The sequence below is a fragment of the Kitasatospora sp. NPDC101183 genome (assembly GCF_044767945.1).
Classification (GTDB): Bacteria; Actinomycetota; Actinomycetes; order Streptomycetales; family Streptomycetaceae; genus Kitasatospora.
Map to the genome: position 1 here is coordinate 344,063 of NZ_JBIWOW010000004.1, position 25,652 is coordinate 369,714.

The window sequence follows — 25,652 nt, forward strand, 5'->3', positions numbered from 1 at the left end:
ACATGATCAGCAGCGATTGGCAGAAGTCGTCCTTCAGCGGCAACGGCAACGACTGTGTGGAGGTCCGCACGGCCAGCGGGGCCATCGAACTCCGCGAGTCCGACGAGAGCCACCTCACCCTCCACACCACCCTCGCCACCTTCGCCACCCTCATCACCGCCACCAAGGCCGGCGCATTCGACCACCACGCCTAACCCCCGCTCCTCCCCGAACCCCCTCGCTCGCCCGAGCGAGGGGGTTCGGTCGTAAATCCGCCAGACACCAACCGCCTCCCCCTGCTCCAATACCGACCATGACCACACAGCACGACACTGCCCAGCTCTTCCACTCCCTCCACACCCCCACCACCCCCCTCGCCCTCGCCAACGCCTGGGACGCCGCGAGCGCCCGCCTGGTCGCATCGACCGGCGCCCGTGCCATCGCCACCACCAGTGCCGGTGTCGCCTGGGGGCTCGGCGCCGCCGACGGCAACCACCTCGACAGGGACCAGGCCGTCGCGCTGATCGCCCGCGTGGTCAACTCCGTATCCATCCCCGTCACCGCCGACATCGAGACCGGCTTCGGCGCCACCCCCGCCGAGGTCGCCGACACCGTCACCCGAGTGATCGCCGCCGGAGCCGTCGGCGTCAACATCGAGGACGGCCACCCCGACGGCGGCTCCGCCCTGCGCCCGGTCGCCGACCAGGCCGAGCGCCTTGCCGCCGCCCGCTCCGCAGCCGACGCCGCCGGCGTCCCCCTCTTCATCAACGCCCGCCTGGACACCTACCTCCGCGCCGTCGGCCCGCAGGAGTCCCGCCTCCAGGAGACCCTGGACCGCGCCCGCGCCTACCTCGACGCCGGAGCCAGCGGCATCTTCGTCCCCGGCGTCACCGATCCGGACACCATCGCCGCCCTCACGGCCGCGATCCCCGCCCCGGTCAACATCCTCGTCGGCCCGGGTGCCCCGTCCGTACCCGAGCTCTCCGAGCTGGGCGTCGCCCGCGTCAGCCTCGGCTCCGCCGTCGCCGAGGCCGCGTACGCGGTGGCCCTCCGCGCCGCGACCGAGCTGGCCGCCACCGGCACCTACACCTCCCTCACCGACGCCATCCCCTACGGCGACCTCAACTCCCTGATGCACGGCTGATCCAGCAGCGCGCCGCGCGACCGACCCGCCCCCTCTCCTGAGGGAGCGCAGCGCAGGAAGTCGGCCCCGCCGACTTCCTGCGCTGCGGACCGTCCTTCACCCCTCGCCGGTCTGCCCCGAGGGAAGCCCGGGCAGGAGGGTGTCCGGCATGGTCGCCGCAGTGCAGAATCCGTAGACGTACATGTCGATCGGCTGCGAGCCGCTGTTCCGCCCACCGGCGAGCCACCCCCTCGGCCCGTGGTCCCACCACGGGGTACTGACGGTCAGGGTGAACGCGCCAGGAGCGGCACTCGATTGCACGCCGCCGCTGATGGCCATCTCGCCGTCCGGGCACTGGCGGCTGCGCACGGTGGCCTCCTGGCCCGGCTGCAGGGTGATGTAGTTCCCCACGGCGTGCAGCAGGATCGGCTCGGCAGCGACCCGAGCCGGGCCCGCCGGCTTCGCGAAGGCGATTCCCGATCCGATGGCGAGCGCCGTGACGACCGTCGCGGTGATGACACGAGTGCGATTCACGAAGACCTCCCGTACGGCTGATGAGTCGCGGGGATCCATCACCCGCCTGGGAGACCTTCCAAGCCCCCGTTCACCCGGAGGCCGCAAGAAGCAACGATTCACCGCCGCCCGTCCGCATGAAGCTCAGTCGGATGACGACCAGTTGCCACTGAGGCCAGACCCCTCGTGCGTGTCGCCGTCGTACAGGTCGCCCGAGGTCCGGGCGACGGTCTCCCGGGCCGCGCGTCCGCCGAGCAGACCGCCCCGGGCTGCGAACTGCGGCACCAGCCGACGCACTGCCCGGCGGCCGTACAGCGCGACGAGGAGCCCGACGTCCTCCGGCTCCACCGGGCCGGCCTCCGGAAGCGGGTGCTCCCGGCGCATCGCCCGCAGCACCCGGTACCCGGCCGGCGTCCGCGCCGGAGCGCACACCACGACCACCGAGGCCACCGCCAGGGGCAGCCCCACCGCCACGGCCCCGTTCACCGCGACGGCCACCGCCGTACCACCCGCCGCAAGCGCGAGCACCCGGGCCACCCCCGCCCGGACCGGCCCGCACCGCAGGCCCCGCCCGGCCAGGTCCGCCCGCGCCTCCCCCTGCGCCCGCCGCACACCGGGCGCGACCGCGACATCGGCCGCCGACAGGGGCCGGCCGAGCACCGCCCACACCGCCCGGTGAAGCGGAGTCAACCCACGCCCGGGGCTACTGTGCACCACCCGCCGCAACCGGCCACGCGGATCGACGTCCACCGTCCCCTCGGCGTGCAGCTCCACGACGGCCACCACCAACGCCGCCCTCACCCCACCCCGGACCCCGGCGACACCGGTCGCCGCCAACCCGTCCGTCCGCCCCCTGACCGGCAGCCAGCGCACCAACCCCGCCCCGACGAGCCCCACCACCGCGCACACCACACCGACCACGCCCACGACGCCCCCCGTCAACGAACAGCAGGCCCCCCGGCCCGCCCACGGCGACGATTCTCCGGACGCCCACCCTCCCGGGACAAGACACCTGAGACATCAACTCCCGCCACCCACAGACCAGTTACCGGAACGACCGAGACCGGCAGAAGGGACCGCCGCCCTCACAGGACCACGTCCGCGAGGAGGACGGGGCGGCGGCCCCCGCAGGCGACACGCCCTGGAAGACTCTCCGCCATGACGACCCTCACCGCCCTCCCCGAGCCCGACCGGCAACTCTCCGACCCGACCGACCTCTTGCTCGGCTACCTCGACTACTACCGCTCCGCGATCGGTGCCAAGGTCGAGGGACTGTCCGACGAGGACCTCCGCACCAGCCGGCTCCCCTCCGGCTGGACGGTGCTCGAACTCCTCAAGCACCTCGCCCACATGGAGCAGCGCTGGTTCCGCTGGGGCTTCCGAGGCGAGGCCGTCGCCGCACCGTGGGGCGACCGCGGGCCCGAGGACCGCTGGCACGCCGGCCCGGACGAGACCGCCGCCGGCCTCCTCGCCGCACTCCACGAGGGCGGCGCGTACACCCGAGCCGTCGTCACCGGAACGCCCCTGGACACCGTCGCCGCGCCCGGCGGCCGCTTCGCCGAGGAGGGCGGCGCGCGCCCGACCCTGGGCTGGATCCTGTTCCACGTCCTCCAGGAGTACGCCCGCCACGCCGGCCACCTGGACATCGTCCGCGAACTCGCGGACGACGCCCGCTAGCTGCCGAAGGTGCGCCACACCCAGTACTGGCGGCGGGCGTAGGGCCGCGGGTCGCCCTCGACGCCGATCTGGTCGTTGTCGACCAGGTCCACGCCCGCCGCCAGCGCGCCCCCCAGCCCGCGCTCGCCGCCGTCGCGCAGGCACCGGCGGTCGGCCAGCGCGGCGCTGCGCAGCAGGTACTCGCGCTGGTACCGCTTGCGCGCTCGTGCCCGGACCCGCAGGGCCTCGACCTCCCGCTCCTCCTCCTCGATGCCCGGCGCGTCCGCGTACGCCTTCTCGGGCGCGGGCGGCCCCTCCGGCGGTACGACCCACGGGGTGAGCGGCGGCAGCAGCGGCAGCCCGCGCACGCGGAGCACCTCGTTGGCGAACTCCCGTGCCTCGACGGGCAGTCCGCGCTCCCCGAAGACGGCGAACAGCTCGGCCATGGCCCTCGGGGGGACGCCGGACGGGGTGTCGTCCCCGGTGACGTAGACCTTGCCGATGAGCGGCCCCCAGAACCGGCCCTTCGGTTCGGTGAGGCGAAGCCGCAGGGTGAGGTGGCGGCCGTCGCCCTCGGCATCGTCGGCGAACTCCATCGCCAGCCCGTGCACGTCCGCCCATGCGTAGCGGCGCGGTACCAGCCGCTTCACCAGGGTGATGCCGTCCGCGTCCGCCCGCAGCCAGAACAGGTGGGGCGTCACGAAGATCGTGGCGGCGGCGACCACGACCGAGACGAGCACGGCCGTCCCCGCGGTGACGGCCTCGGTGGCGACCAGCAGGACGGCCGAGACGACCAGCATGGTGACACCGAGCCCCAGGACCTCGCTCCGCATCCGCATGGACGCCAACCGCACCGTGCGCATCCCCGCGCCCCCTCCCGTAGCCGCCACCACCACCGTCCCGGTTCGACGGCCCACCGGGCAACGGGCTCCGCGAGGCTGTGACAGCCCCGTGACGCAGGTGGCGCGCCGGGAAAGAATCTTCTCCGCCCACCGATGAGTTCCGCCGCCGCCCCCGGTCTACCCCTGTGAAGCGACCGAGACCTACCGAGACCCACCGAGACCCAGAGAACAGGACCACGCACATGACCACGCCGACCAAGGGCCCCGCCAGCTACTTCCCGTCCATCGAGAAGAAGTACGGCCGCCCGATCGCGGAGTGGAAGGACCTCATCCGCACCTCGCCCCTGACCAAGCACGGCGAGCTGGTCGCCTGGCTCAAGACCGAGCACGCCCTCGGCCACGGCCACGCCAACGCCCTCGTCGCCCACACCCTCGCCGAGGACAGCGGCAGGTGACGGCGGCGCCGGGCGCCGCGGGTGACACACCTCATATTCGCGATCTTCCCGGTTTCCCCCACCGCCCACGGCGTCCCGTGCCAGCGTGTGCGTCGGACGAGCCAGTCGTCCGAACTCATGAACGGGGGCACGAAATGCCAGGCAGGAAGACCAGATCGGTTCTGGCGGTGGCGGCGGCCGGGATGGCGCTCGTCGTCGGCGCGGGCACCGCCAACGCGAACCCCAATGCGGCGTACATCGGGTACAACCACGTCACCTCCGGCAGCCCGGTCTGGTGCGTCCAGGAACTGCTCAACTACCTCGGCGCGCACCCGAGCGACCACCCGGGCTCGCCCGCTCCGACCGTCCTGGCCCAGGACAGTTCCTTCGGGCCGGCCACGTACGGCATGGTCCAGTGGCTCCAGATCTCCTACAACTCGCAGTCGGGTGTCACCCCGCTGAGCGTGGACGGCGTGGTCGGCCCGGCCACGGGCGGCGTCCTCCTGAACTGGGCCTCCAGGGACTACTACCAGGACTACTGCAAGGCGTACATCCCCTCGTAGCTCCCGGGCCTCGATCGGGCACCCCCGATCAACCGATTTCCTCTCTGCCACCCCCATGCCGTAGAGTCGGGTTCACCGACGCGGGGTGGAGCAGCTCGGTAGCTCGCTGGGCTCATAACCCAGAGGTCGCAGGTTCAAATCCTGTCCCCGCTACTGACGAAGGCCGGGTCGACGCACACAGTGCGTCGACCCGGCCTTCCGCGTTTTCCGGAACCGGATCCAGCACTACCCCCACTTTTGAACACGTTCATATCTGTTCTAGGCTTACCCCGGAAGCAACACCAAGGGGAGGCTTCTCATGAAGATCGTGCTGCCCGGGGGCACCGGCCACGTCGGCAGGCTCCTGCACCGCGAATGGACCGCCGCCGGACACGAGGTGATCGTCCTCACCAGGCGGTCCGGCACCCGCGACATCCATTGGGACGGCCGCACCCCCGGCCCCTGGACCGAGGCCATCGACGGCAGCGACCTCGTCGTCAACCTCGCCGGCCGCAGCGTCAACTGCCGCTACACGCCCGACAACCTGCGCGAGATGATGGACTCCCGCGTGCACTCCGCCCGCGCCGTCGGCCGGGCGATCGCGGCGGCCGAACGCCCGCCCCGGCTCTGGCTGCAGATGAGCACCGCCACCATCTACGCCCACCGCTTCGACGCCCCCAACGACGAGCCCACCGGCCTGATCGGCGGCGCCGAACCGGACGTCCCCCGCTACTGGGACTACAGCGTCGAGATCGCCAAGTCCTGGGAGCGCGCCCAGGAGGAGGCCGACACCCCCCGCACCCGCAAGGTCGCCCTGCGCACCGCCATGGTGATGAGCCCCGGCCGCGGCGGCGCCTTCGACATGATGCTGCGCCTGGCCCGCCTGGGCCTCGGCGGCCCGGTCGCGGGCGGCGCCCAGTACATGTCCTGGATCCACGGCCGGGACTTCGTCCGCTCCCTCGACTTCCTCGTCGAACGCGAGGACATCGACGGCCCGGTCAACCTCTCCAGCCCCGAGCCGCTCCCCTACCGCGACTTCATGCACGGCATCCGGACGGCCTGCGGCATGCCGCTGGGCCTCCCGGCCACCCGCTGGATGGCCGGGCTCGGCGCCTTCGCCCTGCGCTCGGACACCGAGCTGCTCCTCAAGAGCCGCCGCGTCGTCCCCACCCGCCTCCTGGAGGCCGGCTTCTCCTTCGACCACCCCCGCTGGCCCGAGGCCGCCGCCGACCTCGTCCGCCTCACCCGCGCCGCCGCGTAGCCACAACCACCACCGCGCCGAACCGGGCGGCCAGCGCGGCGACGGCCTCCCGCAGCTCCGCCCCGCCCTCCACCCGGAAGCCGAACGGGACGGCCGCCACCCACTCCCCCGCGTACATCGCCGGATTGCGGGCGCTGCCGACGAGCACGCAGCGCGACCCCTGCGCAGGAAGTCGGCCCGTCCGACTTCCTGCGCAGGGGTCGTGCCTCACGCCCTCGCTTCGATCCGCTGCTGGTTCTCCACCAGGCGCAGGCACAGGTGCCGGAACCGCGCGAGGTCCTCCTCGGTGAAGCCGTGGAAGACGGCCGACATCGCCCGCAGCGTCGGCTCTCGGAACGCCTCCAGCCACTCCCGGCCGGCCCCCGTGATCAGTACCCGGACGGACCGGCGATCCTCCCGGTCCTGAACCCTGCGCACCAGCTCCTCGCGCTCCAGCGTGTCCACCAGCCCGGTGACGTTGCGCGAGCTCACCCCGCCCGCCCGCGCCAACTCGCCGATGCTGAGCCCCTGTTCGCCGTCGGAGGCGCTCAGCCGCGCCAGCACGTCCAGCGCCCCAGCACTGAGCCCCCTCCCACCCGCACCCTGCGACCGCAGCCGGTCCACCGCCTGCGACGCCGACCGCACCGCCGCAGCCGCCTCCAGCGCGAGCGCGCCTTCCCCCGCCATGAACGCCTCCATGCTCACCCGGACCCCGTGGTCGTAGAGGAACCCCTCGGGGTCTGCCACCAGCTTCTGAGAATTATGTACATCCTTCATAATGAAGTACCACCCTATCAATGGACCGGCCCCGCCGGAACAGCGCCGTCCACAGGAACGGCTCGCCGAAGCACGCCGAGTCGGCCGGCTCCTCCCGCATGCGCCGCAGGTCGACCTCCTCCAGCCCGGAGAAGATCCGGCGCAACTCCTCGGGCGTGTAGGCGAGTCCGCCCTCCAGCGAGCCCGTCCGGTACAGCTCCGCGTCCGCCCGCTCCGAGCCCATCCCCCGCTCCCCCGCCGCGAAGCAGGTCAGCGCCAGGTGCCCGCCGGGCGCCAACACCCGTTCCAGCAGCGCGAGATAGCTGATTCGCCGGTGCGGCGCGAGGTGGTGGAAGCACCCCGAGTCGACGACCAGGTCGTACGGGCCGCTCAACTCCCCTTCGGGCAGGGCGAACGCGTCACCGCACAGCAGCCGCACGTCGGCGGCGGCCTCCCGCGCCCGCTCCCGCGCCCAGGCGACGGCGACGGGCGACAGGTCGACCGCGTCCACCGCGAACCCGCGCGCCGCGAGGTACAGGGCGTTGCGCCCCGACCCGCACCCCAGGTCCAGCGCCCGGCCCGGCGCGACCAACTCCCGCTCCACGTAACCGACCAGACTCTCGTCCGGCTTCGCCACGAAGAACGGGACCGGCTTCTCCCGGTCCGCGTAGAAGCCGTCCCAGAACTCCCGGCCGTCCCCGGTCTCCGGGCGGCGGCCCGCCCCTGAATCCTCGGACGTGAAGAACCCGTCCAGCAACGAGAGAACGTCCTCGACGGTACGTACGGTCCGGCCCATCCGGCCCCCCTTTCGACAGCCCCGATCCTAGGGAGCGAACCCATAAAAGACCAGGTCAGAGGCCATATGCCCAATCCCTCGAAGCCCCGCACGACCCCCCCCGCCACGACCACCCGGGCGCCCCGCCCCGGCGCCCGCCCCGGAAGCACTGGACACCCCCGCCCAGGCCCGTGGCGCCCCCTTCCCAGGCCACGCCGACCGCACGATCTCGATGAATTTCCCCAGCCGGAACACCCGCGCCACACCCGCGCGTTGGACCGGCATGGTGATGGCAACCTGCGTACTCCTCATGGCGGCACTGGTGATCGTGCCTTTCACCTTCGCCGCCGCCCGCAACCTGATCGTCCGCTCGGGCCGCCCCGCCCGGCTGGCCCGCCGCCTCGCCGCCCGGGCCCCGCGCACCGGCCTCGGTCTCGGCGCCACCGCGACCGAGGAGCTCCACTCCTTCTTCAACGCCAACAAGCGCATCCAGATCGAGGAGCGCCGCACCAAACTCGCCCTCCGCGACGACGACCACAACGGGGCCCCGCCCCGCGCCGGCATCGACCTCGACGCCGGCGTCGCCACCTTCCGCACCCACGACTAGGACCACACCACCACCCATGGACGAACTCCTGGCGTTCATCCACGACCGCTACGCCGACGACAACCACGCCTACGTCGACGTCGCCGAACTCTTCGGCGGGCGCGCCCTCCTGGACAGCCACCTCCCCATGCTCGACCTGATCGACATGCTCGCCGCGGACTACGCGGCCATGCCCCCGGCCGACCCCCGCCGCCCCGGCCTCGCCTACGCCCTGCGCTCGCTCGCCCAGTCGCACTCCCACCACCCCGAGTACCAGGAGGCCTGGCGCCCCCACCCCTGAGCGGCTCAGCGCCGTCAACGCCCCCACGGCCCCCACCACTTGGGTGGCAGCGGATCGGCCGCCACCGAGGTCAGCTGGCTCGGGTGCAGCCCGAGCCGCCACAGCGCCTCGAACCGGACGCACACGGCGAAGGTGCCGTGCCAGTGCCCGTCCTCGTCCCGCCGGCACATCAGGTCGATCCGGATGTCCCGCTCCTCGAACGGGTCCCAGTCGATCCCCCGGTCACGCAGTCAAAGCGTGATCAACCGCCCCGGGTTCGGATGGCCGGGGAGATTCGGAAACACCCACAGTGCCACCCATCCGTCACGTTCGGACGTCGCATCACTCATGCCCGCCATCATGCCCCGGCCCCTCCCCTCCCCGCCGCCGAGTTATCGGTTCGCCCCACGACCACCCGCACCGGCACAATCCCCCGTGACCCTCCCGCACCACCCGAGGCCCGCCATGCTGCTCCCCGCCGTCCCCCGCACCCGCGTCCTCCCCCACCCCACCGGACGCCCCGCCGTCGACACCCCCTTCGGCCCGCTGACCTTCACCACCACCCTGGACGGCACCACCCTCCCGCCCGTCCCCGACGAGCTGTTCGCCCTGCCCGGCGACGGCCGGACGCTCGCCCGCTGGACCACCCACGCCACCACCGTCGAGCTGCTGCTCACCCCGTACGACGCCGCCCTCGACCCCGAGGTCTGGAGCCCCCTGATCGCGAGCCACGCCGCCGTCTGGCGGGTCGAGACCCGCTCCGCCCTCGCGCACGTCCGCTTCACCGCCACCCTGCCGCGCCACCTCCCGGAGGGCGCGGACGCCTCCTACGACGGCGGCCAGTCCCTCGCCGCCGTCACCGTCGAGGACGAGCGCGTCAAGCTCAGCATCGGCGGCGACGACGACGTGGCGCTCTGCGAGGCGGCCGGCAGCACCACGCCCCGCCACTGGGCGCCCCTGGTCGACGAGGCGTACGAGCGCACCAACACCTCCTGGGGCATCGACTACGGCCGGTACCACGGCATCACCTGGCGCCTGCCCCCGCTGCGGCCGGGCGACCACTGCGAACTCCCGGTCGTCGTCGCCTGGTCGGACGCGGCCGACGACACCGCCAACACCTGGTACGCCGTCACCGCCTCCTCCTCGTACCTCCTCGCCCGGACCGCCGAGAGCTGATCAGTCAGGCAGGTTGCCCTCCCCGCCCAGGTTGTCGACCATCCGCCGCAGCACGTTGACCGCCGTCACGAAGTCCTCCGTCGCGATGCCCTCGTGCGTCCGCCGGTGCACCTCCAGGTTCCGCTCCGCCGCCCGCAGCCGCCCGGCCTCCCCGGCCTCGGTCAGCGTCATCGCGCCGCCCTCCGCCTCCACCAGCCAGCCCCGGGCGGCCAGATCGTCGAAGACCGCCCCGAAGTCGAGCCCGAGGTCGTCCCAGCGCGCCAGCCGCTCGACCAGCGCCTCCCGGGTCCACGTCCCCGGCGAGCCGGCCACGTGGTTGAGCGTCCACCAGTGCGGCTGCGTGAGGCCCTCCACCGCCAGCTGCTCCCGCAGCCCCCCGACGACCAGCCGGCGCACCTCACCGGTCCACGCCCCGATCGGCTGCCCGGCGATCTGCTCCGGCGAGTACTCCTTGAGCGCCATCCGTCGTGCCCCTTCCCCTTGCCCTCGAACCACGGAACGGGCCCCACCGTAGGAACTGAAGTCCACTTCAGGTCAAGGCCACCCGCTCCACCGGCTGCCGCAGCACCGTCCGCAGCTTCTCCGGAGCCGTCCGCCGGGGGTCACCCAGGTACACCTCGTGGTGCAGCCCGGAGGGCCGCAACCCGTTCGCCTCCAGGTACCGCTCGTGCAGTTCCTCCAGCACCGGCCCCTCCTCGTCGTACGGCCCGACGTGCAGCACCTGCGCGCTCAACCCCTCGCACAGCACCAGCCGCCGCACCTCCGCGATCACCGGGTTCCCCTTCTTCGCCAGCGCCGCCCGCTTCGCCTCCTCGACCGCCTCCTCCGTGATCCACTCGGGCAGCCCGATGAGCATCGTCCAGCTCCAGAGCCCCTTCTCCCGCGCGGTGAACGCCTCGTACGAGTCCGACCACCACAGCCCCTCCAGCGGCCCGACCACGAAGTCCGCCCCCACCGCCTTCGCGGCGAACTTCGCCGTGTACGCCACCGCGTACAGCGCCTCGACGGCCGCCGCGTACGCGGGCGCCGTGTTCGGGTCCCCGCTCCCGTCGACGGCGAGGTACCGCAGCTCGGGCACCTCCACCAGCGCCCATCCGGTGTTCCTCGGCGCGTAGCACTCCTTCAGCTCCCGCTTGATGTCGTACGGTGCCACGGACGCACTCTCCCCTCCACCGCGAGCGCCGCCCATCGACGCCCGGTACCGCTCCAACCACGCCCGCTCGGCCGCCAGTTGGCCCAGCGAGTAGTCGAAGATCGCGCGCACGAAATCCGGGGCGCCCGCCTCCGCCTCGAAGGCCCGCCGCACCTCCTCCTCCCGTACGGTGAGCGCCTCGGCCCGCCGCCGGAGCGCGTCGAGCAACTCCCCGCCGTCGACGGCCGGTTGGTTCGCCAGCCCGACCAGCACCCGCGGGAACAGCGGATGCGGCTCGGCGATCGCCGCCACCGCCCCGGCCGCGCACGCCCGCCGGCCCTCCGCCGTCGCGGCGAACACCTTGCGCCCCTTGCCCCGTACGGGAGTTGAGGTGTCCGCCTCGGCGATCAGCCCCCGCTCACGCAGCTTGCCGATCAGGTAGTAGATCGAGCTGAACCCGATCTCCGTCCACTCCCGCAGCCCCCGCTCGGCGATCACCTTCTCCAGCTCGTACCCGTGCCGCGGCTTCTCCACCAGCAGCCCGAGCAGCGCCAGTTCGGCGGCGGTCAGCCCCATGTCCATGCGATCCACGGCCGTTATCCTAGCGCTGGAATAGGAGCCAACAAGCCATCAACCCCCCTCCGGCACCCGGCAGTTCGAAACCACCGGGCGCCGACGACGACCGGATCAGCCGGCAGGCGTCCAGGCGGCGACGAGGTCCAGCAGCCCCGGGAAGCGCGCGTTCAGATCCGCCACCCGCACCTGGCTGCGCCGCTCCAGCCCGTACTGCCGCTGCCGGGTGATCCCGGCCTCGCGCAGCGCCTTGAAGTGGTGCGTCAGCGAGGACTTGGGCCGGTCGAGGCCGAACCACCCGCAGGAGTGGTCGTACGCCTCGGACTCCAGCAGCAGCTTGCGCACGATGGTCAGCCGCAGCGGGTCGCTCAGCGCGCCGAGCACCACCTCCAGCCGCAACTCCTCCACGCCCGGCTCGGCCAACGGCTCCGGCAGGCCTGGCGGTTCGGGCAGCACCTTCACGACGGACACTCCCGCCTCCTCACGCGAAACTCGACGACTCCCTAGTACGACTCCAATCGTACTTCATGCTAAGTTCGACTCAACTCGTACAACAGGAGCCCGCACCCGAACGGGAGACACCGTCATGCCCGCGACCCTCACGTCCCCCGCCCCGACGCCTCAACTCACCGCCCCCTTACGGTGGATCTGGCTCGCCGCCTGGCCGGTCACCGCCGTGTTCGTCCTCTCCAACGCCGCCACCCCGCTCTACGTCCTGTGGCAGCACGACATCGGCTTCTCCAAGGGCACCCTGACCGTCGTCTTCGCCTTCTACATCGTCGGCCTGATCGGCTCCCTGCTCGTCTCCGGCGTCGTCTCCGACCGCCTCGGACGCAAGCCCGTCCTGCTGCCCGCCCTCGCCCTGGCCCTCGCCGCCTGCCTGATCTTCGCGACCGCCACCAGCGTCGCCGCCCTCATCACGGCCCGGCTCTTCACCGGCATCGCCGTCGGCGCCGCCGTCTCGGCCGGCATGGCCGCCGTCACCGACGTCGCCGGGCCCCAACGCAAGCGCACCGCCGCCCTGTTGGCCTCCTGCGCGATGGTCTTCGGCGCCGGCCTCGGCCCGCTGCTCGCCGGGGTGCTCTCCGAACTGGCGCCCGCGCCGACCGTCACCGTCTTCGCCGTCGAGGCCGTCCTGCTGGCCACCGCCGTCCTGACCGTCCTCCGCATGCCGCTGCCCCACGCCGAGAACCACCCCGAGAACCACCCCGAGAACCATCCCGAGAACCACCCCCAGAACTACGCCGAGAACCGCTCAGAGCGCCGCGCCGAGAACCGCGCCGCCGGCCCCTGGCTCCGCATCCCCGGCGTCCCGCCCGGCACCGGCCGCCAACTCGCCCTCGGCATCGCCGTGTTCGCCCCGGGCATCACCGCCACCTCGTTCGTGCTCTCGCTCGGCCCGTCCCTCCTCTCGGGCCTGCTCGGCACCAGCAGCCGGATCCTCGCCGGCGCCATGGCCTTCGCGATGTTCCTCGCCGCCACCGGCGTCCAGTTCGCCGTCCGCAGCCTGCGCCGCCGCACCATCCTGACCGCGGGCGCAGCGAGCACCGCGCTCGCCATGCTCACCCTGGTCGCCGCCGTCCGCGCCGAGGCCGTGGCCCTGCTCCTCCTGGCCGCCCTGCTGGCCGGCGCCGGCCAGGGCATGGGCCAGCTCGGCGGGCTCTCCCTGCTCAACTCGGCCGTCCCGCCCCAGCGCCTCGCCGAGGCCAACGCCGCGCTCAACGTCGGCGGTTACCTCCTCGCCGGCGCCCTGCCCGTCTCGGCCGGCTACCTCAGCGACGCGATCGGCCTGACGAACGGCGCGACGGTCTTCGGCGCCGTCCTGCTCGCCCTCGCCGCCCTCGGCGCCCTGGTCGTCCGCGCCACCCGCCGCGAGGTCACCGACCCCGCCTGACCCACGAACACCACGAAGGGCCGAGGGCACCCGCCCCCGGCCCTTCCCCCCGCACTCAGCCGTCCAATTCCTCCAGGAACGCGATCGCCGCCGCCCACGCCCGCCCCGCCGCCTCCGCGTCGTGGTCCGGCAGGTCCTCGTCCGTGAACAGGTGCCCGGCGCCCCGGTACCGGTGCACCTCCACGTCCGCCCCGGCCCGCACCATCCGCAGGTACCAGGCGTTCAGCCAGTCCTCCGGCTCGAACGGGTCCGGGTCCGCCATGTGCAGCTGCACCGGGATCTCCGTCGCCGCGTCCTCCCGCAGGTCGGAGGTGCCGTGCAGGAGCAGCAGTCCGCGCGCCTTCTCGTCGGCCAGCGCCAGGTTCTGCGCCACCGCCCCGCCGAGCGCGAACCCGGCGTACACCAGCCCCTCGGCCGACAGCGGCGCCACGGCCGTCACGGCCCGCTTCAGCAGCTCGTCGCTGCCGCCGATCTCCTCCTGGTACGCGCTCGCCGCCTCGTACGCCGTCGTCTCCGCCGTGTCCTCGAAGGTCCGCCCCTCGAACAGGTCCGGCGTGTGCACGGTGTGCCCGGCGGCGCGCAGCCGCTCGGCGGCGGCGTGCACGCAGGGGCGCAGCCCGTGGGCGGAATGGAACAGGACGATCTGGGCCACGGTACGGGTCCTTCACCAAGCGGGGGCAGCTGTACGAACCAATGATCCCCCAACCCCTACGACACCACGTCCTTGCGCGCGAACCCCCGGAACGCCAGCGCCAGCAGCACCACCGCGTACGAGAGCGACACCGACACCCCCTGGATCATCCCGCCCCACTCCAACTGCGGCTGCAGCGCGTCCGCCCAGGCGTACTGCCAGTGCGCGGGCAGCCACTGCCGCAGGTCGCCGAGCGCGGTGACGGCGTCCAGCACCCCGGTGATGATCGACAGGAACACGGCCCCGCCGACGGCCCCGAGCGGAGCGTCCGTCGCCGTCGACAGCCAGAACGCCAGCGCGGCGATCACCATCTCGCTCAGGAACACGAACGCCACCGCGATCGCGATCCGCGGCAGCGCCTGCCCGGCCGGCAGGCTGGCCCCGGCGGGCAGCTTGAGGTCCCCCCACCCGTACGCGGCCGTGCCGACCCCCAGCCCGATCAGCGGCAGCATCACCACCGCGACGGCCGAGAACGCGAGCCCGACCGCGAACTTGCGCGCCAGCAGCCGCGCCCGGGGCACGGGCGCGGCCAGCAGGTACCGCAGCGAGGACCAGCTCGCCTCGGAGGCGACGGTGTCCCCGCAGAACAGCGCCACGGGGATGACCAGCATGAACCCGGTGCCGACGAACAGCATGGTGACGGCGAAGTTCGCCCCGGAGGCCGTGGCCAGGTCGATGAAGGTGGTCCGGTCCGGCCGCGAGGGCGTGCCGCCGATCTGGAAGGCGGCCAGGATGACGAACGGCATCGCCGCCAGCACGGCGCCGATCACCAGCGTGCGCCGACGCCGCAGCTGCCGCATCGCCTCCACCCGCAGCGGCAGCGTCCGGCTCGCCCTGTAGCCCTCCGCGTGGTCCATCGAGACGGCGCTCACGCCGCACCACCTCCGATCAACGACAGGAACGCGTCCTCCAGCCGCCGCTGCGGCCCCGCGCTCTCCACCGGCACGCCCAGGCGCACCAGTTCCGCCAGCAGCTCACTCGCCGCCATCCCGTCGAGCCGCACCAGCAGCCCGCCCTCGACGGCCTCCGCCGAGCCGACCCCGGCCAGCGCGCCCACCTTCTCGGCGGCCGCCTCCGGATCACCGGAGGAAGCCACCCCGATCATCAGCAGCTCCCCGGCCCCGACGATCTCGCTCACGGGCCCGGCCGTCACCAGCCGCCCGCGGTCCATGACCACCAGGTCCGTACAGCTCTGCTCGACCTCGGACAGCAGGTGGCTGGAGACGATGACGGTCCGCCCGGCGGCCGCGTACCTGATCATCACCTCGCGCATCTCCCGGATCTGCGGCGGGTCCAGCCCGTTGGTCGGCTCGTCGAGGATCAGCAGGTCCGGCATCCCGAGCATCGCCTGCGCGATGGCGAGCCGCTGCCGCATGCCCTGCGAGTACGTCCGCACGGCGCGCTCCAGCGCCTCGCCGAGCCCGGCGATCGCCAGCGCCTCCTCGAAGCGCGCGTCGGCCTCCGGCCGCCCGGTGGCCTGCCAGTACAGCCGCAGGTTGGCCCGCCCGCTGAGGTGCGGCAGGAAGCCCGCACCCTCGACGAACGCGCCGACGCGCGACAGCACCGGCGCCCCGGCCCGCACCAGGTGCCCGAAGATCCGGATCTCCCCGGCGTCGGGGCGGATCAGGCCCATCAGCATCCGCAGCGTGGTGGTCTTGCCCGCGCCGTTGGGCCCGAGCAGCCCGAGGACCTGGCCCTGCTCCACCCGGAAGCCCAACTCCCGTACGGCGTACCGGTCCTGCGAGCCCTTGTAGCGCTTGCTCAGCCCGGTGATCTGCAGCGGCACCCCGGCCAGCTCCGGATCGAACTCCACGCCGGCGGCCCACCGCCGGCGCCGCAGCCGGGGCACCAGCACCAGCCCGAGCGCCACCAGCACGGCGCCGACGGGCAGCAGCCAGGTCCGCGCGGGCAGCGGCGCCGCCTCGGTGACCAGCTCCTCCACGGTCGGCACGCTCAGCGCCCCGGCCGGCGCGACCTTGTACACGGCCGGCTGGGCGGGCGAGGCGTACGCCAGGTCGGTGGCGGCCAGCACCAGGCGCACCCGGTGCCCGGCGGGGAAGGTGTGGTCCACGGCGGGCAGCGCCACCGTCACCGTCCGCCCGGCGTCCGCGCCGGTCACCCGCAGCGGGGCGGCCAGCTGCTGCGGCAGCACCGACTTCCCGTCCGGCCCGACGTCGTACAGCTTCGCGAACAGCACCGCGTCCGGCCGGTCCGCCGACACCCGCACGGGCACGGTCGGCTGCCCGGTCAGGTGCAGCGCCTTCTCCAGCGGCGCGGAGTCGAAGGCGGCGTTCTGTCCGGGGAAGTCGAGGGAGAGCCCGGCGCCCAGCGAGGCGGCCTGGCTCAGCGCGCCGATCCCGGGCAGCGTCGAGATCCCGGGCGGCGCCCCGCCGGGCGGGTTGGCGACGGTCTGCTCGCCGCCGGTCAGCTCCACCGTGCGGCTGCCCGTCCCGCCGAGGCCCGGGTAGCGGTCGGTGGAGGCGCCGCGCAGCACGGCCTGGAAGCCCGTCGAGTCCACCCCGCCCGTCCGGGTCACCCGGAACGCCGGCCCGGTGTCGGTCCCCGCGGCGCCCTTCAGGTACTTGTCGAACCAGGCCGTCACCCGGTCGTCCACCCGCGCGCTGGTGTCCGTCCCGCCGTCGTGCCCGCCCGCGAACCAGTCCACCGCGACGGGCGCGCCGTTGGCCGCGACGGCCTTGGCGATCCGGTCCCCCTGGTCGAGCGGGAACAGCGAGTCCTGCTGCCCCTGCACCACCAGCGTCGGCACCTTGATCCGGTCGGCCACCGAGGACGGGCTGGAGCGCTCCAGCAGCGCGACGGCCTCCGGGTCGGCGTGCCCGGCGGTGGCGACCCGGTCGTACATCGCGCACAGCGACTCCAGGAACCGCCCGCAGCCGACCTCCCCGGCCGCCCCGGCCGCCGCCGGCTTGGCCCCGCCGGCCCGAGGCGCCCCACCCGAGGGCCCCAGGTCCCCTGCCGAGCCGGTGGTGAAGAAGATCCCGGCCCACAGCTTCTTGAACACGCCGTCCGCCGCGCCCGAGCCCTGCACGCCCTGCGGGAACAGCGCGTCCGCAAGGTTCCACCAGGTGATCTGCGTCGACACGGCGTCGATCCGGTGGTCGTACGCGGCGGCCAGCAGCGAGATCGCCCCGCCGTACGAGGCTCCGGTGATCCCCACCCGGGGGTCGCCCGGCCCGTCCAGCTGCACCTCGGGGCGCTGCGCCAGCCAGTCGACCAGGTGCTTGACGTCCTCGACCTCGCGGTCCGGCGCGTTCAGCCCGATCTTGCCGCCCGAGCGCCCGAAGCCCCGCGCCGACCAGGTCAGCACCGCGTACCCCTGCCGGGCCAGCTGCTCGGCGCGGTCGCGCTCGCCCTCCTTGGACCCGCCGAAGCCGTGCGCCAGCAGGACGGCCGGCCTCGGTTCGGAACCCGTGGTGAAGAACGAGGTGTCCAGCTGGACCTGCTGGGCGCTTCCGGGCGTCTCCGGCATGCTGAGGAAACGGTCCTCCTCCCGGACGGACTGCTGCCCGCCCGAGGCGACCGCCGCCGTGCCGACCCCGACCACCGCCACCAGGGCCACGACCCCGGCCAGCACCTTGCGTCTGACGGACGTACCCCGGCCGCGCAAGCGACGCCACGCCCCACCGAACTCCATGGCCGTTGATCGTATCCGCCGCAACGGTAGGCGTCCGATAAAGCCACCGGCAGGTGTCCGCTTCACCCCGTAACGCCCGGGTATCGTACGGCTCACCCCCCACGCCGAGAAGGTCCCCCGTGCTCTGGTCGCTGATCACCCTGCTCGCCACCGTCGCCGCCACCCTGGCGATCGGCTGGACGGTCGACCAGGCCCTCCAGCGCGTCGCCGCCCGCCACCCCGACGCCCCCGTCTGGGCACAGCTGCGCCGCTGCCGCGTCCCGCTCCAGCTCACGGTCGTGGCGGCCCTGCTGCTCGCCACCCACCCGCTCACGAGGATCTTCCACCTGACGGACGACGAGGGCGCCCACCACCTCGTCCTGCTGCTCCTGCTCGCCTCCCTCGGCTGGCTCACCGTCCGCGTGGTCGCCGCCGTCCTGGAGGGCCTGCTCGGCCGCTACGAGACGGTCTCCGAGGACCCGGCCCGCATCCAGCGGGTCCGGACGCAGATCGGCATGCTGCGCCGGGTGGTCAGCGCGGTGATCGCCGTGGTCACCGTCGCCGTGATGCTGCTGACCTTCTCCGCGATGCGCACCATCGGCGCCAGCCTGCTCGCCTCGGCGGGCATCATCGGCATCGTCGCGGGCATCGCCGCCCAGAGCACCCTGGGCAACTTCTTCGCCGGCCTGCAGATCGCCTTCGGGGACACCGTCCGCATCGACGACACGGTGGTGGTGGAGGGCCAGCAGGGCACCGTCGAGGAGATCACCCTCTCCTACCTGGTGATCCGCCTCTGGGACTCCCGCCGCCTGGTCGTCCCGGTCTCCTACTTCGTCAACCGGCCCTTCGAGAACTGGACCCGCCGCGACCCGGGCCTGCTCGCCGCCGTCCTGCTCCACCTCGACCACACCACCCCGGTCGACGAGCTGCGCACGGAGCTGCACGCCCACCTGGAGCGCCACCCCCTCTGGGACGGCACCGACTGGGCCCTCAACGTCACCGACACCACGCCGAGCACCATCGTCGTCCGCGCCACCATGACCGCCCGCAACCCCGACGACGCCGCCCAGCTGCGCTTCGACGTCCGCGAGCACCTCGTCGCCCACCTGCGCGACCACCACCCCACCGCGCTCCCGCGCGTGCGCACCGGCGACAGCTGACACAGAAGGCCCCCTCACCCCGAAGGGGCACGAGGACCTCCCGGCACAGCACGATCCCGCTACAACGTCCTCGTCATCATCCGGTGCGCGATCCCCACCGAGTCGTACACCGGCCCCTCGGCCACGTACCCGAGCCGCTCGTAGAACCCGAGCGCCCGCACCTGCGCGTGCAGCTCGACCTCGACGGCACCGCGCTCACGCGCCTCGGCCTCGATCGCCCGCACCAACCGGGCCCCGAGCCCCGTCCCCCGGGCCGCCTCGACGACCGCGAGCCGCCCGAGCAGCACCCGCCCGGCGACGCCCCCGGTCTCCTTCCACGCCTGCTCCCCGAAGATCAGCCGCGCGGTCCCCAGCGCGGCTCCGTCCTCGGCGAGGGCCAGCAGGTGCACCGAGGTGGCGTCGTACTCGTCCCACTCCAGCTCTTCCGGCACGTGCTGCTCGACGACGAACACCGCCCGCCGGACCTCCCACACCAGCGCGAGGTCGGCCTCCCCCGCGGCCGTCCGGATGGAGGCGGTCATCTCAGCTCTCCGCCGCGATGACGTCCAGCGCCTTCTGCAGGTCCGCCGGGTACTCGCTGGAGAACTCGACCCACTGCCCGTCCGCCGGGTGCTCGAAGCCGAGCGAGACGGCGTGCAGCCACTGCCGGGTCAGCCCGAGCCGCTTGGCCAGCGTCGGGTCGGCCCCGTACGTGAGGTCGCCGACGCAGGGGTGGCGCAGCGCGGACATGTGGACGCGGATCTGGTGGGTGCGCCCGGTCTCCAGCTTGACGGCGAGCAGCGAGGCGGCCCGGTACGCCTCGATGAGGTCGTAGTGGGTGACGGACGGCTTGCCGTCCTTGGTGACGGCCCACTTCCAGTCCGAGCTGGGGTGCCGCCCGATCGGCGCGTCCACCGTCCCGCTCAGCGGGTCCGGGTGGCCCTGGACGAGCGTGTGGTAGCGCTTGTCGGTGATCCGGTCGTGGAACTGCCGCTTGAGGTCGGTGTACGCCCGCTCGGACTTGGCGACGACCATCAGCCCGGAGGTGCCGACGTCCAGGCGGTGCACGACGCCCTGCCGCTCGGCCGCGCCCGAGGTGGAGATCCGGTAGCCCGCGGCGGCGAGCCCGCCGATCACCGTCGGCCCGGTCCAGCCGGGGCTGGGGTGCGCGGCGACGCCGACCGGCTTGTCGACGAGCACGATGTCCTCGTCGTCGTGGACGATCCGCATGCCCTCGACCGGCTCGGCGACGATCTGCACGGGGGCGGCGGGGGCGGGGATCTCGACCTCCAGCCAGGAGCCGGCGGTCACCCGGTCCGACTTGCCGGCCACCGCGCCGTCGAGCGTCACCTTGCCCTCGGCGGCCAGTTCGGCGGCCTTGGTGCGGGAGAACCCGAACATCCGGGCCAGGGCGGCGTCGAGGCGCTCGCCCTCCAGGCCGTCGGGAACGGGGAGGCTGCGGATCTGCGCTGCGGTACTCACCCGTACGAGTATGCCGGAAGCCGCAGCCCGCCCCTCCCCCGAAGGCCGTCCGAGCGGCCCTACTTCTCCTTCTTCTCCACCGGCTGGTGCACGGTGCCGTCCGGGTTGCTGCCCCGGAAGGACAGCAGCACGACGAGGATCCCGCCGCACACGATCGCCGAGTCCGCGAGGTTGAACACCGCGAAGTGCTGGACGGAGATGAAGTCCACCACGTGCCCCCGGAAGACCCCGGGCGCCCGGAAGAGCCGGTCGGTGAGGTTGCCCAGCGCCCCGCCGAGCAGCAGCCCGAGCGCGATCGCCCAGGGCAGGCTGTACAGCCGGCGGGCGATCCGCCAGATCACCACGATGACGGCCGAGGCGATCATCGTGAAGACGACGGTCAGCGCCTGGCCGATCCCGAACGCGGCGCCGGAGTTGCGGATCACCTGGAAGGTCACGACGTCGCCGATCACCTTGATCGCCGCGTGGTTCTCCAGCCTGGCGACGACCAGCAGCTTGCTGCCCAGGTCGATCAGGAACGCGAGCACCGCGACGACGAGCAGCACGCCGATCCGCCGGCGCCCCTTGCCCGCAGCCGTGGCCCCGCCCGTCTCCTCCGTCGAACCGGATTCGGCGGGCTCGGCGGGCTCGGCGGACTCGACGGATTCGGCCACAGCCGCCTCCACGTCATCGGCCGGGTTCGGGACGGCGTCGTCCCGCGTCTGGGGGGAACCTTGCGTAGTGATGATCCGCTCCGCTGCCGATGAAAGTGGTCCGGTGGGGACCGGAGCGCGTCCGCGAACGCGCCGACCGACGTTACGGGGTCGAGCGTACGGCAAGCCCGACCCCCCACGTCGCCCCGGTGGCCGGGTTCAGCGGCGTTCCTGCTTGGCCTTGCACTGCACACAGAGCGTCGCCCGCGGGAACGCCTGCACCCGGGCCTTCCCGATGGCCTGGCCGCAGGACTCGCAGATCCCGAACCCGGCACCCTCCAGCCGCCCCAGGGCCCGCTCGGTCTGGGCGAGGCTGTCCCGGGCGTTGTTGGCGAGCGCCAGCTCGCTCTCGCGCGAGATGTTCTTCGTACCGGCGTCCACCTGGTCGTCGCCGGCCCCGTCGTTGGAGTCACGCATCAGGCCGGAGATGGCGGCCTCGGCGGCCTCGATCTCGCCGCGCAGCCGCTCCAGATCGCTGATCAGCTCGTCGTGCAGCTCGTGGACCTCCTCGGCGGTCCACGGCTCCTCGCCGGACCGGACCGGCAGCGTGGCCGGGTCCACCGATTCGGCGCCCCGCGCCACGGTGACGGTGTCCGTTCCGGTCTTCGGTGCGGTTGTGGTCACAATCCCCTCCCCTGGATCGACCGCCACGGCCTTGCGTGCCCGCTTGGTGGCGGTGCCCGCGCCGGTTGCCTTCTCAGCCATGGCTTCGACCCCATCTACGAACGAATCGAGCCGCCGGTTCCCGGCGGCTTCCAGTGCCGGAACGATAATCCTGATCAAAACCGGTCACAACATGACATACCGGCACCTCACAGTGATCCCACCCAGGCAGCCGCCCCAATCGCCACGCCCCTCGCGCAGAAGGACTTCTGCCCAGATCACCCCCACCTAACCGCCTCCCCTCCCCGGCCCGGACAAACCGATTTGCGGAGGTCGATACACTGGGCCTGCAAGGCGCAGACGGGACGAGTACCGACGTACGCAGCCATTAGCGACCCGGGGACGGTGTGAGCCCGGGGGTGTGCACGGCGGGAAGATCACCCCGGAGCCGCCGGAAGAACAGCCGCCGCGAGGCGGCCCACTAGACCCGGCAGCAACCCCAAACAAGAGGGCCGCAACGCACCACCGCGGCCAAGGAGGGTGGTACCGCGGGTCGGCGAAGGCCGTCTCGTCCCTCCGGAGGATCCAGTCCCAGCATCCGCCGGAGGTAGACGCCCGCGATGAGCACCTATAACCCCGTCCCCGCCCAGGTGGACCTCCCCACCCTCGAACACCAGATCCTCGCCTTCTGGCAGGACAACAAGATCTTCCAGCGCAGCCTGGAGCAGTCCGAGGGCCGCCCCGAGTGGGTGTTCTACGAGGGCCCGCCGACCGCCAACGGCATGCCCGGCGCGCACCACATCGAGGCCCGCGTCTTCAAGGACGTCTTCCCCCGCTACCGGACGATGAAGGGCTACCACGTCGCCCGCAAGGCCGGCTGGGACTGCCACGGCCTCCCCGTCGAGCTGGCCGTCGAGAAGGAGCTGGGCTTCTCCGGCAAGCAGGACATCGAGGCGTTCGGCATCGCCGAGTTCAACGCCAAGTGCCGCGAGTCCGTGACCCGCCACACCGACGCCTTCACCGAGCTCACCACCCGCATGGGCTACTGGGTCGACCTCGACGAGGCCTACCGGACGATGGACCCGTCCTACGTCCAGTCCGTCTGGTGGTCGCTCAAGCAGATCTTCGACAAGGGCCTCCTCGTCCAGGACCACCGCGTCGCCCCCTGGTGCCCCCGCTGCGGCACCGGCCTGTCCGACCACGAGCTGGCCCAGGGCTACGAGACCGTCGTCGACCCCTCCGTCTACGTCCGCTTCCCCCTCACCGGCGGCCCCCTCGCCGACCGAGCCTCTCTGCTCGCCTGGACCACCACCCCCTGGACCCTGGTCTCCAACACCGCCCTCGCCGTGCACCCCGAGGTCACCTACGTGGTGGCCACCGACGGCACGGAGAACCTGGTCGTCGCCGAACCGCTGCTCGCCAAGGCCCTCGGCGAGGGCTGGGAGCCCACCGGCGAGTCCTTCACCGGCGCCGAGATGGAGCACTGGAACTACCAGCGCCCCTTCGAGCTGGTCGCCATCGAGAACGCGCACTTCGTCCTCAACGCCGACTACGTCACCACCGAGGACGGCACCGGCATCGTCCACCAGTCCCCGGCCTTCGGCGCCGACGACCTCGCGGTCTGCCGCCGCTACGGCCTGCCGGTGGTCAACCCGGTCCTCCCGGACGGCACCTTCGCCCCCGAGGTCCCCCTGGTCGGCGGCCAGTTCTTCAAGAAGGCCGACGAGGACCTCGTCGCGGACCTCAAGGAGCGCGGCCTCCTCTTCCGCCACGTCCCGTACGAGCACAGCTACCCGCACTGCTGGCGCTGCCACACCGCGCTGCTCTACTACGCGCAGCCGTCCTGGTACATCCGGACCACCGCCGTCAAGGACGCGCTGGTCCGCGAGAACGAGGCCACCAACTGGTTCCCCGAGACGGTCAAGCACGGCCGCTTCGGCGACTGGCTGAACAACAACGTCGACTGGGCCCTCAGCCGCAACCGCTACTGGGGCACCCCGCTGCCGATCTGGCGCTGCGAGGAGAAGCACCTCACCTGCGTCGGCTCGCTCGCCGAGCTGTCCGAGCTCACCGGCACCGACCAGAGCGCCCTCGACCCGCACCGCCCGTACATCGACGAGGTGACCTTCGCCTGCCGCGAGTGCGGCGGCACCGCCACGCGCGTGCCCGAGGTCATCGACGCCTGGTACGACTCGGGCTCGATGCCCTTCGCCCAGTACGGCTACCCGTACCAGAACAAGGAGCTGTTCGAGAAGCGCTACCCGGCGCAGTTCATCTCCGAGGCGATCGACCAGACCCGCGGCTGGTTCTACACGCTGATGGCCGTCGGCACCCTGGTGTTCGACAGGAACAGCTACGAGAACGTCGTCTGCCTGGGCCACATCCTGGCCGAGGACGGCCGCAAGATGTCCAAGCACCTGGGCAACATCCTGCAGCCCATCCCGCTGATGGACCAGCACGGCGCCGACGCCGTCCGCTGGTTCATGGCGGCCGGCGGCTCCCCCTGGTCCGCCCGTCGCGTCGGCCACGGCACCATCCAGGAGGTGGTCCGCAAGACCCTCCTCACCTACTGGAACACCGTCGCCTTCCAGGCCCTGTACGCCCGCACCTCCAACTGGGCCCCCTCCGCGAGCGACCCGGCCCCGGCCGACCGCCCGCAGCTGGACCGCTGGGTGCTCTCCGAGCTCAACACCCTGGTCCGCGAGGTCGACGCCGCCTACGAGGCCTACGACACCCAGCGCGCCGGCAAGCTGCTCTCCGCCTTCGTCGACGACCTCTCCAACTGGTACGTCCGCCGCGGCCGCCGCCGCTTCTGGCAGGGCGACGCCGCCGCACTCGCCACCCTCCACGAGGCGCTGGAGACCGTCACCCGCCTGATGGCCCCGCTCACCCCGTTCATCACCGAGCGCGTCTGGCAGGACCTCGTGGTCCCGACCTCGGCCGACGCCCCGGCCTCGGTTCACCTCTCCTCCTGGCCCGTCGCCGACGAAGCCCTCATCAACCCCGAACTCTCCCGCCACATGGCCCTGGTCCGCCGCCTGGTCGAACTCGGCCGCGCCACCCGCGCCGAGTCCGGCGTCAAGACCCGCCAGCCCCTCTCCCGCGCCCTCGTCGCCGCCCAGGGCTGGGAGGACCTCCCCGCCGACCTGCGCGCCCAGATCGCCGAGGAGCTCAACGTCTCCACCCTGGAGTCCCTCGCCGAGGTCGGCGGCTCCCTGGTCGACACCAGCGCCAAGGCCAACTTCCGCGCCCTGGGCAAGCGTTTCGGCAAGGGCGTCCAGGACGTCGCCAAGGCGGTCGCCGCCACCGACGCCGCCCGCCTCGCCGCCGAACTCCGCGCCACCGGCGAAACCGGCGTCGACCTCAACGGCGAGACGATCACCCTCTCCCCCGAAGAAGTGATCATCACCGAAACCCCCCGCGAGGGCTGGGCCGTCGCCAACGAGTCCGGCGCCACCGTCGCCCTCGACCTGGCCATCACCCCGGAACTCAAGCGCCTCGGCATCGCCCGCGACGCCATCCGCCAGATCCAGGAGGCCCGCAAGAACTCCGGCCTCGACGTCGCCGACCGCATCACCCTCCGCTGGCGCGCCACCACCGAGGAAACCGCCGAAGCCATCGCCGAACACGGCCCCCTCGTCGCCGACGAGGTCCTCGCCACCGACTTCGCCGCCGGCGCAGCCGACTGGACCTCCGAAACCTTCACCGACGAATCCCTCGGCCTCGCCTTCCAACTCCGCAAGGCCTGACCGCCACCCCGAAGCCGCCGTCATCCCCCCAGGGATGACGGCGGCTTCGCCGTTCCCCTCAACAAGCCGCACCGGGCGGAACGGTGGCAAGCCCAGAACCCCCAGCGGCCGCGCGGAGCGAAGCCCGCGCGGCCGCAACAGAAACCCACCCACAGCAACCA

The 25,652-nt window shown here is 72.7% G+C and carries 29 protein-coding genes and 1 tRNA gene; 13 read left to right on the forward strand and 17 right to left on the reverse strand.

Annotation, left to right across the window (positions count from 1 at the left end; translation table 11 throughout):
• Positions 1-2 precede the first annotated feature (2 nt).
• Both ACIRRS_RS07325 and ACIRRS_RS07330 read left to right on the forward strand, forming a co-directional pair.
• On the forward strand, positions 3-194 hold the full coding sequence (locus ACIRRS_RS07325) for a DUF397 domain-containing protein (protein WP_402966288.1): 192 nt from the start codon (positions 3-5) through the stop codon (positions 192-194).
• A 98-nt stretch (positions 195-292) separates the two neighbouring features.
• On the forward strand, positions 293-1,123 hold the full coding sequence (locus tag ACIRRS_RS07330) for an isocitrate lyase/phosphoenolpyruvate mutase family protein (protein WP_402966290.1): 831 nt from the start codon (positions 293-295) through the stop codon (positions 1,121-1,123).
• Between the two features lie 96 nt (positions 1,124-1,219).
• Here ACIRRS_RS07330 and ACIRRS_RS07335 read toward each other — a convergent pair whose 3' ends face one another.
• Positions 1,220-1,636 (reverse strand): hypothetical protein, encoded by a 417-nt coding sequence (locus ACIRRS_RS07335; RefSeq protein ID WP_402966292.1) that lies wholly within the window; start codon positions 1,634-1,636, stop codon positions 1,220-1,222.
• Positions 1,637-1,759: 123 nt separating this feature from the next.
• Positions 1,760-2,542 (reverse strand): TIGR04222 domain-containing membrane protein, encoded by a 783-nt coding sequence (locus tag ACIRRS_RS07340; RefSeq protein ID WP_402966294.1) that lies wholly within the window; start codon positions 2,540-2,542, stop codon positions 1,760-1,762.
• 231 nt (positions 2,543-2,773) lie between these two features.
• On the opposite strand from ACIRRS_RS07340, the gene ACIRRS_RS07345 reads away from it, so the two are divergent.
• Entirely contained in the window at positions 2,774-3,292 is a 519-nt protein-coding gene (locus ACIRRS_RS07345; RefSeq protein WP_402966296.1) for a DinB family protein, read from the forward strand.
• On the opposite strand, the gene ACIRRS_RS07350 is transcribed toward ACIRRS_RS07345, so the two are convergent.
• Positions 3,289-4,134 (reverse strand): hypothetical protein, encoded by an 846-nt coding sequence (locus ACIRRS_RS07350; protein ID WP_402966298.1) that lies wholly within the window; start codon positions 4,132-4,134, stop codon positions 3,289-3,291. The genes ACIRRS_RS07345 and ACIRRS_RS07350 overlap by 4 nt on opposite strands.
• Before the next feature lie 221 nt (positions 4,135-4,355).
• On the opposite strand from ACIRRS_RS07350, the gene ACIRRS_RS07355 reads away from it, so the two are divergent.
• From ACIRRS_RS07355 to ACIRRS_RS07370, 4 genes are all read left to right on the forward strand, one after another.
• Positions 4,356-4,568, forward strand: coding sequence for a DUF4287 domain-containing protein (locus ACIRRS_RS07355; protein WP_402966300.1), 213 nt, complete (start codon positions 4,356-4,358; stop codon positions 4,566-4,568).
• 134 nt (positions 4,569-4,702) lie between these two features.
• A complete protein-coding gene (locus tag ACIRRS_RS07360; RefSeq protein WP_402966302.1) occupies positions 4,703-5,110 on the forward strand; it encodes a peptidoglycan-binding protein in 408 nt (135 codons plus the stop codon).
• Between the two features lie 79 nt (positions 5,111-5,189).
• A tRNA-Met gene (locus ACIRRS_RS07365) sits at positions 5,190-5,263 on the forward strand.
• A gap of 145 nt (positions 5,264-5,408) precedes the next feature.
• Entirely contained in the window at positions 5,409-6,350 is a 942-nt protein-coding gene (locus tag ACIRRS_RS07370) for a TIGR01777 family oxidoreductase (protein ID WP_402966304.1), read from the forward strand.
• Here ACIRRS_RS07370 and ACIRRS_RS07375 read toward each other — a convergent pair.
• Genes ACIRRS_RS07375 through ACIRRS_RS07385 form a run of 3 tightly spaced genes read right to left on the reverse strand, consistent with a single transcriptional unit; the run spans position 6,331 to position 7,881 of the window.
• Entirely contained in the window at positions 6,331-6,498 is a 168-nt protein-coding gene (locus ACIRRS_RS07375) for a hypothetical protein (RefSeq protein ID WP_402966306.1), read from the reverse strand. The two genes, ACIRRS_RS07370 and ACIRRS_RS07375, sit on opposite strands and share 20 nt — an antisense overlap.
• A 59-nt stretch (positions 6,499-6,557) precedes the next feature.
• A complete protein-coding gene (locus ACIRRS_RS07380; RefSeq protein ID WP_402966308.1) occupies positions 6,558-7,076 on the reverse strand; it encodes a MarR family winged helix-turn-helix transcriptional regulator in 519 nt (172 codons plus the stop codon).
• A 13-nt stretch (positions 7,077-7,089) separates the two neighbouring features.
• Positions 7,090-7,881 carry a class I SAM-dependent methyltransferase gene (locus ACIRRS_RS07385; protein WP_402966310.1) on the reverse strand — a complete coding sequence of 264 codons (792 nt, stop codon included), beginning with the start codon at positions 7,879-7,881 and terminating at the stop codon, positions 7,090-7,092.
• A 301-nt stretch (positions 7,882-8,182) separates the two neighbouring features.
• On the opposite strand from ACIRRS_RS07385, the gene ACIRRS_RS07390 reads away from it, so the two are divergent.
• Together ACIRRS_RS07390 and ACIRRS_RS07395 are read left to right on the forward strand one after the other, a co-directional pair.
• On the forward strand, positions 8,183-8,467 hold the full coding sequence (locus ACIRRS_RS07390; RefSeq protein ID WP_402966312.1) for a DUF6191 domain-containing protein: 285 nt from the start codon (positions 8,183-8,185) through the stop codon (positions 8,465-8,467).
• Between the two features lie 16 nt (positions 8,468-8,483).
• Positions 8,484-8,747 (forward strand): DUF6221 family protein, encoded by a 264-nt coding sequence (locus ACIRRS_RS07395; protein ID WP_402966314.1) that lies wholly within the window; start codon positions 8,484-8,486, stop codon positions 8,745-8,747.
• A 14-nt stretch (positions 8,748-8,761) separates the two neighbouring features.
• Here the strand turns inward: ACIRRS_RS07395 and ACIRRS_RS07400 are convergent, their stop codons facing one another.
• The gene (locus ACIRRS_RS07400; RefSeq protein ID WP_402966316.1) at positions 8,762-8,917 is read right to left on the reverse strand and encodes a hypothetical protein; all 156 of its coding nucleotides are present in this window, start codon (positions 8,915-8,917) and stop codon (positions 8,762-8,764) included.
• 244 nt (positions 8,918-9,161) lie between these two features.
• Between ACIRRS_RS07400 and ACIRRS_RS07405 the strand changes: the two genes are divergently transcribed.
• Positions 9,162-9,902 carry a hypothetical protein gene (locus ACIRRS_RS07405; RefSeq protein ID WP_402966317.1) on the forward strand — a complete coding sequence of 247 codons (741 nt, stop codon included), beginning with the start codon at positions 9,162-9,164 and terminating at the stop codon, positions 9,900-9,902.
• Here ACIRRS_RS07405 and ACIRRS_RS07410 read toward each other — a convergent pair whose 3' ends face one another.
• The 3 genes from ACIRRS_RS07410 to ACIRRS_RS07420 all read right to left on the reverse strand — a co-directional run bounded on the left by ACIRRS_RS07410 (position 9,903) and on the right by ACIRRS_RS07420 (position 12,078).
• Positions 9,903-10,364, reverse strand: coding sequence for a MarR family transcriptional regulator (locus tag ACIRRS_RS07410; RefSeq protein ID WP_402966319.1), 462 nt, complete (start codon positions 10,362-10,364; stop codon positions 9,903-9,905).
• A 67-nt stretch (positions 10,365-10,431) separates the two neighbouring features.
• Positions 10,432-11,616, reverse strand: a complete 1,185-nt coding sequence (locus tag ACIRRS_RS07415; RefSeq protein WP_402966394.1) for a GyrI-like domain-containing protein — start codon at positions 11,614-11,616, stop codon at positions 10,432-10,434.
• 105 nt (positions 11,617-11,721) lie between these two features.
• Complete coding sequence (locus tag ACIRRS_RS07420) at positions 11,722-12,078, reverse strand: ArsR/SmtB family transcription factor (RefSeq protein WP_402966321.1); 357 nt, start codon at positions 12,076-12,078, stop codon at positions 11,722-11,724.
• 115 nt (positions 12,079-12,193) lie between these two features.
• Here ACIRRS_RS07420 and ACIRRS_RS07425 point away from each other — a divergent pair, with 115 nt between their 5' ends.
• Complete coding sequence (locus ACIRRS_RS07425) at positions 12,194-13,501, forward strand: MFS transporter (protein WP_402966323.1); 1,308 nt, start codon at positions 12,194-12,196, stop codon at positions 13,499-13,501.
• Between the two features lie 55 nt (positions 13,502-13,556).
• On the opposite strand, the gene ACIRRS_RS07430 is transcribed toward ACIRRS_RS07425, so the two are convergent.
• From ACIRRS_RS07430 to ACIRRS_RS07440, 3 genes are read right to left on the reverse strand one after another with little or no spacing between them, the layout of a single operon-like run.
• Entirely contained in the window at positions 13,557-14,153 is a 597-nt protein-coding gene (locus ACIRRS_RS07430) for a dienelactone hydrolase family protein (protein WP_402966325.1), read from the reverse strand.
• Positions 14,154-14,209: 56 nt separating this feature from the next.
• On the reverse strand, positions 14,210-15,049 hold the full coding sequence (locus ACIRRS_RS07435) for an ABC transporter permease (RefSeq protein WP_402966396.1): 840 nt from the start codon (positions 15,047-15,049) through the stop codon (positions 14,210-14,212).
• An 11-nt stretch (positions 15,050-15,060) separates the two neighbouring features.
• Entirely contained in the window at positions 15,061-17,847 is a 2,787-nt protein-coding gene (locus tag ACIRRS_RS07440) for an alpha/beta fold hydrolase (protein WP_402966327.1), read from the reverse strand.
• Positions 17,848-17,966: 119 nt separating this feature from the next.
• On the opposite strand from ACIRRS_RS07440, the gene ACIRRS_RS07445 reads away from it, so the two are divergent.
• The gene (locus tag ACIRRS_RS07445; protein WP_402966329.1) at positions 17,967-18,986 is read left to right on the forward strand and encodes a mechanosensitive ion channel family protein; all 1,020 of its coding nucleotides are present in this window, start codon (positions 17,967-17,969) and stop codon (positions 18,984-18,986) included.
• 59 nt (positions 18,987-19,045) lie between these two features.
• On the opposite strand, the gene ACIRRS_RS07450 is transcribed toward ACIRRS_RS07445, so the two are convergent.
• From ACIRRS_RS07450 to ACIRRS_RS07465, 4 genes are all read right to left on the reverse strand, one after another.
• Entirely contained in the window at positions 19,046-19,507 is a 462-nt protein-coding gene (locus tag ACIRRS_RS07450; RefSeq protein ID WP_402966331.1) for a GNAT family N-acetyltransferase, read from the reverse strand.
• Position 19,508: 1 nt separating this feature from the next.
• Complete coding sequence (locus ACIRRS_RS07455) at positions 19,509-20,447, reverse strand: RluA family pseudouridine synthase (RefSeq protein ID WP_402966333.1); 939 nt, start codon at positions 20,445-20,447, stop codon at positions 19,509-19,511.
• A gap of 59 nt (positions 20,448-20,506) precedes the next feature.
• Entirely contained in the window at positions 20,507-21,100 is a 594-nt protein-coding gene (gene lspA / locus ACIRRS_RS07460) for a signal peptidase II (protein WP_402966335.1), read from the reverse strand.
• A 198-nt stretch (positions 21,101-21,298) separates the two neighbouring features.
• Positions 21,299-21,763: a TraR/DksA family transcriptional regulator gene (locus ACIRRS_RS07465; RefSeq protein ID WP_402966337.1), complete on the reverse strand. Its 465-nt coding sequence runs from the start codon at positions 21,761-21,763 to the stop codon at positions 21,299-21,301.
• A 599-nt stretch (positions 21,764-22,362) separates the two neighbouring features.
• On the opposite strand from ACIRRS_RS07465, the gene ileS reads away from it, so the two are divergent.
• Positions 22,363-25,491, forward strand: coding sequence for an isoleucine--tRNA ligase (ileS, locus tag ACIRRS_RS07470; RefSeq protein WP_402966340.1), 3,129 nt, complete (start codon positions 22,363-22,365; stop codon positions 25,489-25,491).
• Positions 25,492-25,652 lie beyond the last annotated feature (161 nt).